We start from the raw sequence: 11,730 nt of genomic DNA on the forward strand, positions 1-11,730 counted from the left end.
GCTGTCTAGCGAGTCGTGATGGCGGGGCGCATGTCTGCCCGAGGACGGGTGGCCTGCGACCAAGGTCAAAAGAAAGGATGCAGAATGCGCGAGAGGCTGCTAGAATGCCAGCTCCTCGCATGTAGTGACCCACCATCCTGAGTAGCCGAGCCCGACGTGATCGCCGTTTCTTGTGGCCATCAGCCGGTATTTCGCGCCTCCCGGACCGCGTGGCGTAGCTTGCCCCAGCCATCCGTGACCCCTCGATTCGATCGATGTCCGGCCGCCGCGATGCAAGACCCGTCCCTGTCCACAGTGTGCATGATGGAGCGCCCCGAGACTTTGAGTAGAAGAGCCTCTGGTTGCTGTACGGTCGCCGCAGCGTTGTGCCTGAAAGTGGAATTGCGTTCACCTTCAGAGCAACCCGGGCCCGTCCATGCCAAGACGTCCAGCACTCGTACGTTTTTTCTGATGATGCCAGCGCCTCGTGCCTGACTGCATCGCCAGACGGAGCCCTTACGCTTCGTGTCGGTTCAACCCGACCCATTCTTCAGCTGCAAGCCTTACTTGTAGCCATTTAGGTGTGAGATATACATGACCACGACTTCCGTCGTCGATCGCTTCAGCGATCTTGCCCTGCTGCCTGCCGTCCTGACCTCTCTCGAGAAGCTGGGCTACGAAACTCCGTCCCCGATCCAGGCTCAGACCATCCCGAGTCTGCTCGAAGGCCGTGACATGATCGGCCAGGCACAGACGGGTACCGGCAAGACCGCTGCCTTTGCACTCCCGCTGTTGACCCGTCTGGACCTCGACCGCCGTGAACCGCAGGTTCTCGTGCTGGCCCCGACCCGTGAGCTGGCCCAACAGGTCGCCGTCAACTTCACACGTTACGGTCAGTTCATGCGTGGCCTGGAAGTGGCCACTCTCTGCGGTGGTCAGGACTACCGCGAGCAGATGCGCAGCCTCAAGAGCGGCGCGCAGATCGTCGTCGGCACCCCGGGTCGTGTCATCGACCACCTGGACCGCAAGAGCCTGAACCTGAACGGCCTGAAAGCCCTCGTGCTGGATGAAGCCGATGAGATGCTGCGCATGGGCTTCATCGATGACGTCAAGCGCGTCGTCGCCGATACCCCGAAGGAAGCGCAGCGCGTCTTCTTCTCCGCGACGCTGCCGACCGAGATCGAGCGTATCGTCAACCGCTACCTGGTTGATCCGGTCAAGGTTGCCATCAAGTCCGAATCGCGTACCGCTTCCACCATCGAACAGATGATGGTGCGTGTCGAAGGCGGCGCCAAGCTGGAAGCGCTGTCCCGTCTGCTGGAAGTCGAGACCGTCGATGCGGCCATCGTCTTCGTGCGTACCCGTGCCGCCTGTACCACTGTCGTCGAACAGCTGATCGCTCGCGGTATCTCCGCGGCAGCGCTGTCCGGTGATCTGGACCAGTCCCTGCGCGAGCGCACCGTGACTCGCCTCAAGCGTGGCAAGGTCGACGTGCTGGTCGCGACCGACGTCGCCGCTCGTGGTCTGGACGTGGCGCGCATCACCCACGTCTTCAACTACGACCTGCCGGGTGACAGCGAATCCTTCGTCCACCGTACTGGCCGTACTGGCCGTGCCGGTCGTGAAGGTCGCGCCATCACCTTCGTCAGCGGTCGCGAAATGCGCAAGGTTCGCTGGATGGAGCAGGCCCTGGGCCAGCGCATCACCGAACGCCAGCTGCCGAGCGAAGAAGAGATCCGTGGCCACCGTGACGCCGCCTTCCGTGCTCGCGTCGTCGAAGCCCTGGGCAGCAGCTCCAACGGTCACCGCGCTCTGGTCCAGAGCCTGGTCGAAGAAGGTCACGATCCGGTCGAGCTGGCCGCTGTCTTCGTCAAGATGGCTCGCGCCGAAGAGACGCCGATCCAGTCTCTGCCGAAGCCGGGTGCGCGTCGCAACGAGCGTTCCGAGCGCGGTGAGCGTTCCGAGCGTCCGGAACGTGGTGAGCGTCGCAACTCCGCGCCGGTCGCACGTGAAGGCATGAAGCTTTACCGTGTGGCCGTCGGCCACCGTGACGGCGTCAAGCCGGGCCAGCTGGTTGGCGCTCTCGCCAACGAAGGCGGCATCGAAGGGTCACGCATCGGTCGCATCGACATCCGCAACACGCACAGTGTCGTGGAACTGCCGAGCGGTCTGCCGACCAGCATCGTGTCCAAGATGGCGCGTGCTCGCGTCGCTGGCCGCCCGCTGGAACTGGCAGAAGACGGTGCGGGCGCTCGTCCGCAGCGCCGTGAAGGTGGCAACGACGACCGTCGTCGCGCCTGATCAGGCCTGGGGCACGAGCTTGAGCCTGGCCGGTACTGATCGCAGTGCTGGCCACGGCTTCTGAAAAGACCGGTATCTCTCACGAGGTGCCGGTTTTTTTGTGCCTGGACGAAAGGCGTCACCGGGGCTGGTATCCTGTGCTGTCATAGCGGTGGAGCGTCCACCGTCCATCATTTCCCGAGGATGCACAGATGATCTCTTCACTCGATGCCCTGCGCCGTGGCCTGCAGGCCACGCCTGCCCGCCAGCTGATGCTGTGTGCTCTGCTGGTGTCACCATGGGGGCCAGTCACGACGGCCCACGCCGAATCCGATATCCCGGCCAGCCATGCCACGCCGGAAATTCGCGTGCCCTTGGTTTCGCTGGAGGCCCTGCGTCTGGCGCCGGTGGTCTCACCGCAGGGCGAAGCCCTGGGCAAGGTCGAGGATGTGCTCAGTGACACCCGTGGTCAGATCCATCGCCTGCTGATTCGTCCTGATGGCGGCGACAAGGCGGCCAGCATCGATTTCGCGCGCTTCACTCGTGAGGCGGTCAGTGACCCGCTGGCGGCTGCGGCGCCCGGCGACATCCGCTACCGACTGGTGCTCGACATGACGCCGGAGCAGCTGCTGGCACGCGCGGACCAGCCGCTGTCCAACCGGTTGTCGCGTCAGCTGGAACGCAGCATGGGGGAGGTCGGCAACGGACTGGATACCTTCCGCAATCAGGCGGCGGAGGTGCTGCGTTCACTGGGCAAGCAGCTTGAAGGTGAGGGCGATCGATAGCATCTGAGGGAGAAAGACCCGCAACCGCCGTGAGGGAATGCATGAGTAAGTGCATGAGTGAGTGGACGACAGCACTGCATGATTGGAATCTCGACCCTGCCGCCGCCGTTGCCAAGCAACGCGAAATGGCCACTCGACTGACGCTGACGCCGCCCTGGGGTACAAGCCTCGACGAGTGGCCAGCGACCATCACGGGGGTCGATATCGGCTTCGAGGATGAGGGCGAGGTGACACGTGCGGCGGTGGTGACGCTGGATCTGGCGACGCTCGAACCCCTCGAGCAGCAGCTGACCCGTCAGCCGACCCGTATGCCGTATATTCCGGGCTTGCTGTCGTTTCGGGAGCTGCCTGCGGCCATCGCTGCCCTGGAGTCACTGGAGCGTGCGCCTGAATGTCTGATGGTGGACGGCCACGGCATCGCCCATCCACGCCGCCTGGGTGTAGCGGCGCATCTCGGCCTGTGGTGTGACCTGCCATCCTTCGGCGTGGCCAAGAAGCGTCTGTGTGGCAAGCATGGCGAACCGGGCGATGCGCGCGGTGACTGGGTCGCGTTGACCGATCGCGTGCGTGAAGCGGATGGCGAGCTCGGCATCATCGAGAATACCGAGCTGCCCAAGCGCGAACAGCGCAGCCAGCTGGGCGCCGTGCTGCGCTCACGCGCGAAGGTCAAGCCGGTGTTCGTCTCGCCGGGCCAGCACATGAATCTGGACACGGCGCTGGCGATGACCCTGCACTGTCTGGGCAAGACCAAGCTGCCCGAGCCGACCCGACTGGCGGATCAGCTCGCCAGCCGCCGCCTAAAGCGGCTTCGCGATGCCTGACCGCCGCTAGCCTTCGATCTCCAGTCGGCTCTGGCCGTTGCCCGAGGGTCGCACCGCAATACGTACCGGAATGCGTTCGTGCATCTCGGCCACATGCGATATCACGCCGACGCGACGGCCGCTGGCCTGCAGGCCATCCAGTGCCTCCATCGCCAGGGCCAGCGAGTCCGGATCAAGGCTGCCGAAGCCTTCATCGATGAACAGCGATTCGATGCGTAGCTCGCCGGAGGCCATGCCCGCCAGACCCAATGCCAGCGCCAGCGAGACCAGGAAGGTCTCGCCTCCGGACAGCGAGTGCACGCTGCGCAGCTCGTCACCCATCTCGGTATCCACCACCACCAGTCCCAGCGGGCTGGCGCCGCGGGCCAGACGATAGCGGCGTACCAGGTTGGCCAGATGCAGGTTGGCATGCTCGATCAGGCGTTCGAGATTGAAGGCCTGGGCGATGGTGCGGAACCTGGCGCCGCTGGCACTGCCGATCAGCTCCGACAGTGCTCCCCAACGCTCATGGACTGCGCGGGCGCGGGCCAGCTGCTCGCCGAGTTCAGCGCTGCCACTACGACGTTGATCATCATTGAGTATCGCGGCCTGCGCTGCCTGATGAGCTTCTCGCACCTGGTTGAGCGGTGTCTTGAGCGCCGCGATCAGGCTGGCGAGCAGACTTGCAAGCTCCGTCAGGCTATCGCCGTCAGGGGCTTGTTCTGCTGCTTGCTGACTGCGGGAAGACAGCAGTTGCGACTGTAGCTCAATTGCCTGCCTGGCCTGAGCACGAATGACGCCTGCCTCCTCAGCCCCCGTTGCACTGTCCTCCGCTGTGCCTTCTCCCGCTGTGTCCTCTCCTGGCCCGCCCACGGCGGGCGCTGCCAGCTGTTCGAGTACCGTCTGCCAGCTGGAGGTCCGGGCGGCCTGCCAATGGGTGAGCTGACGCGCATTGCGCTCCTCACACAGGGCATCCGCCCGTGCGACTCGCTCATGGGCGCTACGGAGTTGCTGGCGCAGTGCCTGCAGCTCGTGATCCTCGATGGCCAGCAACTCCGCGATGCGCGCGTCATCCAGGCCGGGATTCGCGGCCTGCCAATGCGCGCGTTCGCTGTCGAGCGAGTCTTGCTCCTCGCGCAGCTCCGTCTGGCGTTGCTGCAGATTGGCTTGCTGCTGCGTCAACTGCTGCTGCTGATCACTCAACTCCTGCAGGGCCTGCCGCGCATCCTCTTGCTCGTTGCGCATCCGGGTGGTCAGCGACTCGATCCAGTCGGACCAGTCGCTGACGCTGGCATGCTGTCGCTTGGGGTCTGCGCTCAGCTGCTGGGCAAGCGTGGCGCTCAGTTGCTCGATCTCGCTCGCCAGCGCAGTGATCTGCGTCTCGCATTGTTGAAGCTGAGTTTCGCCATGCTGACATTGCGTCGTCAGAGTGGCGTGGCGTGTTGCCAGTGCCTGGCGTTGCTCGCGCAGCGGCGTCAGCTGACGCAGCGTCGTCACCAACGTGTTCTGGTGGGCGTCCAGTTCCCCAAGGCGCTGCTCGATCAGTTGCAGTGCGTGGGCAGCAGGCAACTGCGGTAATCGTGCAAGCTGGGGCTGCTCCGACAGCGAGTGCCGAGCCAGAAGATCTGTCAGGTTCGTCTGGCAGCTCTGCGTCTGCTGCTGCAGGCGTTGCCGCTCCGTATGCAGCTGGGTCTGTTCCTGCTGCAGAGAGCCGAGCTGCTGCTCGAGGCGCGCGTGCTCGTGACTGGCCGCCTCCATGGCTTGCTGCGCGGTGGCCGTGGCCTGCCGGCGCTGGTCAAGGCGTTCGCGGGCCTGCTGTTCCAGCTGAGCGATCAGCGCCTCGGCCGGCGCGGCCTGGCCGGCGGCGGGGTGCTCGTGGCTGCCGCACACCGGACACTCCTCGCCATGCACCAGTCCGCGGCGCAGCGCCATCACGTTGTCGCTGCGTGCCAGACGCTCCTGCTCCTGATGGCGGCGCTCGGCGTCTTCCTCATGGCGCGCCTGATCGCGGGCCTGCAATGCCTGCGCCTGACGGGCAGCCACATCGCGCAACGCCTGTTGCTGTCGGGGCAGCTGCTGCTCCAGTTCGACAAGACGCTGCTGTACCTCATCACGGCGGGCCAGGACACTGATCTGTTCGCTGAGCACGGGCTTCAGTTCCAGCAACGCATCGCGCTGACGTTGCAGCTGGTCACGATAGTCTTCAGCATCGCGCAGCGGTTGGCCGGACTCGTCGACCAGCGTTGTCTGCAGCTGCTGAAGTTGCTGCTCCAGCTGCTGGCGCTGGCGATCCTGAGTCTCCAGCTCCTGCCGATGTTGGTCGAGCATTTCGCGCAGACGTTGCTGTTCACTCTGCTGGCTGGCGTGTGCTTCGCGTTGCTGCGAAAGACGCGAGGCCACCTGACGTGCCTCTTCAAGCTTCGGCAGTTGCTCGCCACGCCAGGTCTCGCAGCGCTGCATACGTTCATCGGCGGTGTGCCTGGCGGTTCGGGCCTGCTCAACTCTGGGCGACAGAGTGCCGAGCTGCTGCTCCAGCTGGGCCAGTTGCGTGACCAGCTGCGCATGCTGCGGCGCGATCGCCTTGAGGCGCAGCAGGGCAGGGCGAATCGGCGCGAGGGCTTCCTGGGCGCTGAGTTGCTCGCGCTGATGGGAAAGCGCATCGCTGGCGGCGTGGGCCTCGGTCTGTTCCTGCTGCGCCCGACGCAGGGCCTGTTCGAGCTCGCCCGCCGTGGTGGTCCACTGGTGATAGGCTGTCAGCGCATCATGCTGTTCGCTGAGCCGAGTCATGGCCGTCTGACGCAGGCGGACTTCCTCCTCGAGCGCCTGGCGTTCCTGCGGGCTGGCCGGCAGCTGGCCCTCCAGCTTGCGCTCCAGTTCATTGACGGTCTCGCGGGCGGCGCGCTCGCGCTCATGGGCCGCCACCGAGATCTCGGAGTAATGGCCGGTATCGGTCAGCTTCTCCAGCAACTCCGAGCGTTCATTGTCATTGGCGCGCAGGAAGGCGCTGAACTCGCTCTGCGCCAGCAGCACGGCACGGGTGAACTGCTCGAAATTCAGCCCGAGCCTGTCGATGATCAACGCCTTGGCATCATTGCTGGTGGTGTTGAGGGTCTGAGCCGTCTGGGTGCCATCGTCAGGCGTCAGCAACTGCAGATGCTGCTTGGCATTCTGCAGGCGTCCACCGGGCTTGCCGCGTGCGCGGCTGATCGTCCAGCTGGCGCGATAGCGCAGGCCATCGCGGCCGATGAAGTCCACCTCGGCCTTGCCTTCGCCGCAGCCACGTCGGAGCAGGCTGCGCGGGTCCTTGAGGGTCAGCTGATGCTCGCCGACATCCTCCAGCTGGCCGCCACTCGGCGTCTGGCGCAGGCGCGGCGTTGTGCCATAGAGCGCCAGGCATAGGGCATCGAGCAGCGTGCTCTTGCCCGCCCCGGTAGGGCCGGTGATGGCGAACAGGCCGGCATCGGACAGCGGCGCCTTCTCGAAGTCGACTGCATGTGCGCCGGCCAGTGAGGCCAGGTTGTCGAGGCGCAGGGCGAGAATCTTCATGCCTGACCTCCCTTGGCCTTGTCTGTCGAAGCCGTCTTGTCTGCCTTGCGAGTGGGCCGGGTGGCCGACTCACCTTCGAGGCGCGCCTCACGCGCGGCCTCGACTTCCTCGAGCAGCTGGGCGAAATCCTCGATCAGCGTCGGGTCTGGTTCACTGTCATAGGTGGCACGATAGTGGCGCTCGAACAGCCCCATCGGTCCCAGCTCATCAAGTTTCACCCCCTTCGGCTGGCGATTCTCGAGACTGGGTTTCGGGTAGCGGGTGACCAGCTTGATCAGGCGCAACGGAGCATCTTCCAGCAGTGCCTCGATGCGCGCACGCAGGTCGATCACGGGCGCTTCCAGTTGCACGGTCACTTCCAGCCACGGCCAGCGTGCCTGTTCGAGTTCACGGTCTGCCTCGGCGGCCAGCGCCGTGAGCCGGGTCGTGATCTCGCTCAGCGGTGCAGGGCCGATGCGCGTGAGCGCGACATGGCAGGGCACTCGATGCTCCTCGACGCCCGCGAGCGTCTCGTCTTCGAGAGTGATCTCCAACACGCGATGACCGTAATCGACCTCGGAGAAGTCCATCGCCAGCGGCGTGCCGCAATAGCGGATACGCTCCTGGCCGCCCACGCGTTGCGGGCGATGCAGGTGGCCCAGCGCCACATAGGCGATGTCGTCGGGGAACAGGCTGGTCGAGAGCGCCTCTTCGCCCCCCATTAGGATCGGACGCTCGCTGTTCTCGGAGACCTCGCCGTCACGCATGTGCGCGTGACCCATGGCGATCAGCGCCTCGCCGGGCAGGCGGGCGGCACGCGCCGCGCTGACCAGCTGCTCGTGCACACGGGCCACGCCGTCGCGGTAGGCCTCGCTGCGGGTGCGTTCGGCCTTGTCTGCGGCTTGTCCTTCCTGTTCGGCTTGCTCGCCGCTGCTCAGGCCGGTGACCTCGGCCGGGCGCAGGAAGGGCACCGCCAGACACAGGGCGCGGCGCTTGCCGTCACGATCATGCAGCGGTACCAGCAGATGCTGGCAGTCGAGGCTGTGGGCATCGCCGCCGTCGGCGGAATCATCCACCCAGCGCACGCGACCCAATGCATGGGTCTTGAGACGTGCCAGCAGGGCAGCCGGAAGCTCGATGCGCGAGCCGGAGTCGTGATTGCCGGCGATCATCACGATCTCGAGCGCCGCGTCCTGCTCGTGGGCGCGCACGATGAAGTCGTAGAGCAGCTCCTGAGCAGCCAGGCTCGGATTGACCACATCGAACAGGTCTCCGGCGATCAGCAGCGCATCCGGCGCCAGAGTCTTTAGCTGCCCGAGCAGCCAGTCGAGAAAGGCAGCGTGCTCGACGTGTCGGCTCTGGCCGTGAAAGCTCTGGCCGAGATGCCAGTCGGAAGTGTGCAGAAAGCGGAAGCTCACGATGGGGTCCTTGCGAAGTCGTCTGGCCGGCGGCTGGGGCTGGAGCTGCGTATGGGACAAAGCCGGGCCGGGTGAAATGCTGCCCAGTGTACGGTCTGGCTTCGCTGGGGCGGAAGAGGGCACGGCCTCAAGCCGCTCAAGGTGCGGCGCATTATCAGGCAGATGATCTGGATCAAGGCCTTCCACGGGCAAAATCGACAAAAGTCGCTACGCTGAAAGTCGAGGCCCTTGTCATTCACCGACAAGCCCACGCGATGGCAGCGTGTGGGAGTTGCCTCAGCGAATCACATCAGCGGAGAAGCCCGCATGAGGCTTTCTTGCGCACAGTCTTCGCAACGTCTTCAAGCTGACTTGGATAACAATCAGGCTGGTGACAGAGGATGCTGTTACCGACGCCCAGAGATGACAGGAAGGATTCGAAATGCGCCAAGGTCTTTTTGCTTCACCTCGTCCCGACAATCTCGGCCTGCATGATGGCATGCTGGCTCCGGCCCCCAGCACCCCCAACGGGGTCAGTTCCCAGGCCACTGACAGCAAGCATTATGTCGCGCCACTCCCGATGCCGCAGGATTGCTGCGTCAGTGCGATGGAGAAGTTGCACGGCATCATAGAATCGATGGGGCATGCTGAAATCGTCAGCGAAGATGGCGGCTATCTGCACGCCGAGTTCCACACCCCCGTGCTGGGCTTCGTCGATGATGTGGAAATCGTCTGCAATGAAGAGGAGGGGGTCTGTCATGTGCGCAGCGTCTCGCGCAGAGGGCATTCCGATCTCGGCAAGAACCGCCAGCGGGTCGAGGACATTCGCCAGCGTCTGGAAGGCTGGGGCTACTGCAGCTGACGCTGTCGATGAACCTGAGCCTGAGCCTGAGCCTCGGGCATCGCCCGGCAGGCGAGGGAAGATGACTCACTGTATGACGCCCACCACGTCCCTCATTGCTTGAACTAAGTAGAATGACGTCCACCACCCCGGTCCGCCTTGTCGAGGCACTGGGGTTTTTCATGCCGACTCTTGCCAAGGTTTGGGTGATTTCCCGCAAGACCCCTGCCAAACAGTGAGCGAACGCTACCCAGCCAAGGTCGCCTTTGCTACTCTGGACGCGATACATGAGACGCATGATTGCATCGACCTGTATTGTGTTTCTTGCAATGCAGTGATGCGTCGTACGCTGGCAGGATTCCGCGTGATCGCCACGCCTCCGGGGCAACCCCGGTGCTTTCAGTCATCATCAGCACGATTCCCGCTCCGTGATCGATGATGTCTCTCGATTCGATGATGTCTCTCGTTTCGATGATGTCTCTCAACAGGATGATGTCTCCCGACAGGATGATGTCTCCCCGACTGAAAGCCTCCAAGACAAGATGTGCGACGCGTGAATCACCCTTGACCATCGCTGGACACCAGCCCCCGCTAAACAGAGATCCATGAACGATTCCGTCCCCGCAGCGGGCTCCGCCTCCGCTGCCTACGATTTGCCCAACGAACATTCGCTCAAGCGCGGTGACATCAAGGTACTCGGTCTGTCCGCTCTCGGCGGCGCCCTCGAGTTCTATGACTTCGTCATCTTCGTGTTCTTCGCCACCGTCGTCGGCCAGCTGTTCTTTCCGCCCGACATTCCCGAGTGGCTGCGCCAGGTGCAGACCTTCGGCATCTTCGCCGCCGGTTATCTGGCGCGCCCGCTGGGTGGCATCATCATGGCCCACTTCGGCGATACGCTGGGCCGCAAGAAGATGTTCACGCTGTCCATCTTCATGATGTCGCTGCCGACCCTCCTGATGGGCATGCTGCCGACCTATGCCGTCATCGGCATGTGGGCGCCACTGCTGCTGATCATCCTGCGCCTGTTCCAGGGCGCGGCGGTCGGTGGTGAGGTGCCGGGTGCCTGGGTGTTCGTCAGCGAGCACGTCGCACCGCGTCACAATGGCCTGGCTTGCGGCACCCTCTCGATGGGTCTGGTGGGCGGCATCCTGCTCGGCTCGCTGATGGCCAGCGCCATCAACAGTGTCTATACCCCGCAAGAGGTCAGTGATTTCGCCTGGCGGATTCCGTTCATCATCGGTGGCGTCTTCGGGCTGTTCTCGGTCTATCTGCGTCGCTGGTTGCACGAGACGCCGGTATTCGCCGAGATGCAGCAGAAGAAGGCGCTGGCCGCCGAGCTGCCCTTGAAGATGATCCTGCGTGAACAGCGTCCGGCGATTGCCGTGGCGATGGCGGTCACCTGGATTCTGACCGCTGCCATCGTGGTCGTGATCCTGATGACGCCGAGCCTGATCGCGGAGCTCGAGGGCCTGACTCGTGCCGCCGCCTTCTCCGCCAACAGTCTGGCGATCGTGGCGGTGTGCATCGGCTGCATCGTCTCCGGTTACATGGTCGATCGCATCGGCGCCGGCGTCACGCTGGTGCTGTGGAGCGCCTTGCTGGGCATCACCTATTGGGTCTTCCTCGCCACCATGCATTCAGACCCCAGCCTGCTGGTGCCGCTCTACTGCCTGACCGGCTTCAGCGTCGGCATCGTCGGCGCGGTGCCGAGCATCGCGATCCGCGGCTTCCCGCCGGCGGTGCGCTTCACCGGCCTGTCGTTCTCCTACAATGTCGCCTACGCCATCTTCGGTGGCTTCACACCGATTCTGGTTTCGCTGATGATGACCGTCTCTCCGCTGTCGCCGACCTGGTACGTGGCGGCGCTGTCACTGATGGGCGTGGTGCTCGGCCTGTGGCTGGCGATCAGCCCGCGCGGCCGCGAACTGATGCGCATCGTCTGATCAGCGTATTCGGCATCGCAGGATGAGAGGCAGGCCCTTGTGGCCTGCCTCTGCCTGAAAACGCGCATCACCCTCAGGGTGGTGCGCGTTTTTCGTTTGGGCCGGCGCCACGGCGACGCTAGGATAGAGCCATTCATTGTCTCTTCCGCGCAGCGGCTTGCCACGGCCACGATGGCCGAG

The 11,730-nt window shown here is 64.4% G+C and carries 7 protein-coding genes; 5 read left to right on the forward strand and 2 right to left on the reverse strand.

Annotation, left to right across the window (positions count from 1 at the left end):
• Positions 1-573: 573 nt before the first annotated feature.
• The 3 genes from CDPAHKCJ_RS10970 (at position 574) to CDPAHKCJ_RS10980 (ending at position 3,865) form a co-directional block, all read left to right on the forward strand.
• Complete coding sequence (locus tag CDPAHKCJ_RS10970) at positions 574-2,280, forward strand: DEAD/DEAH box helicase (protein ID WP_166019804.1); 1,707 nt, start codon at positions 574-576, stop codon at positions 2,278-2,280.
• 191 nt (positions 2,281-2,471) lie between these two features.
• Complete coding sequence (locus tag CDPAHKCJ_RS10975) at positions 2,472-3,044, forward strand: hypothetical protein (protein WP_166019805.1); 573 nt, start codon at positions 2,472-2,474, stop codon at positions 3,042-3,044.
• Positions 3,045-3,097: 53 nt separating this feature from the next.
• Positions 3,098-3,865, forward strand: coding sequence for an endonuclease V (locus tag CDPAHKCJ_RS10980; RefSeq protein ID WP_166019806.1), 768 nt, complete (start codon positions 3,098-3,100; stop codon positions 3,863-3,865).
• Positions 3,866-3,871: 6 nt separating this feature from the next.
• Here CDPAHKCJ_RS10980 and CDPAHKCJ_RS10985 read toward each other — a convergent pair whose 3' ends face one another.
• Both CDPAHKCJ_RS10985 and CDPAHKCJ_RS10990 read right to left on the reverse strand, forming a co-directional pair.
• Positions 3,872-7,390 (reverse strand): AAA family ATPase, encoded by a 3,519-nt coding sequence (locus tag CDPAHKCJ_RS10985; RefSeq protein ID WP_166019807.1) that lies wholly within the window; start codon positions 7,388-7,390, stop codon positions 3,872-3,874.
• Positions 7,387-8,787, reverse strand: coding sequence for an exonuclease SbcCD subunit D C-terminal domain-containing protein (locus CDPAHKCJ_RS10990; protein WP_166019808.1), 1,401 nt, complete (start codon positions 8,785-8,787; stop codon positions 7,387-7,389). The genes CDPAHKCJ_RS10985 and CDPAHKCJ_RS10990 overlap by 4 nt, the downstream gene beginning before the upstream one ends.
• Before the next feature lie 421 nt (positions 8,788-9,208).
• On the opposite strand from CDPAHKCJ_RS10990, the gene CDPAHKCJ_RS10995 reads away from it, so the two are divergent.
• Together CDPAHKCJ_RS10995 and CDPAHKCJ_RS11000 are read left to right on the forward strand one after the other, a co-directional pair.
• Positions 9,209-9,628, forward strand: coding sequence for a DUF1499 domain-containing protein (locus tag CDPAHKCJ_RS10995; RefSeq protein ID WP_043333122.1), 420 nt, complete (start codon positions 9,209-9,211; stop codon positions 9,626-9,628).
• A gap of 584 nt (positions 9,629-10,212) precedes the next feature.
• Entirely contained in the window at positions 10,213-11,550 is a 1,338-nt protein-coding gene (locus tag CDPAHKCJ_RS11000; protein WP_166019809.1) for an MFS transporter, read from the forward strand.
• Positions 11,551-11,730: the final 180 nt, after the last annotated feature.

The organism is Cobetia sp. MB87 (assembly GCF_011319755.1).
Taxonomy (GTDB): Bacteria; Pseudomonadota; Gammaproteobacteria; order Pseudomonadales; family Halomonadaceae; genus Cobetia.

Excerpts from the sequence above, each read along its gene's own strand:
- CDPAHKCJ_RS10970 (WP_166019804.1), top strand. The coding sequence starts at position 574 with ATGACCACGACTTCCGTCGTCGATCGCTTCAGCGATCTTGCCCTGCTG.
- CDPAHKCJ_RS10975 (WP_166019805.1), top strand. The coding sequence starts at position 2,472 with ATGATCTCTTCACTCGATGCCCTGCGCCGTGGCCTGCAGGCCACGCCT.
- CDPAHKCJ_RS10980 (WP_166019806.1), top strand. The coding sequence starts at position 3,098 with ATGAGTGAGTGGACGACAGCACTGCATGATTGGAATCTCGACCCTGCC.
- CDPAHKCJ_RS10985 (WP_166019807.1), bottom strand. The coding sequence starts at position 7,390 with ATGAAGATTCTCGCCCTGCGCCTCGACAACCTGGCCTCACTGGCCGGC.
- CDPAHKCJ_RS10995 (WP_043333122.1), top strand. The coding sequence starts at position 9,209 with ATGCGCCAAGGTCTTTTTGCTTCACCTCGTCCCGACAATCTCGGCCTG.
- CDPAHKCJ_RS11000 (WP_166019809.1), top strand. The coding sequence starts at position 10,213 with ATGAACGATTCCGTCCCCGCAGCGGGCTCCGCCTCCGCTGCCTACGAT.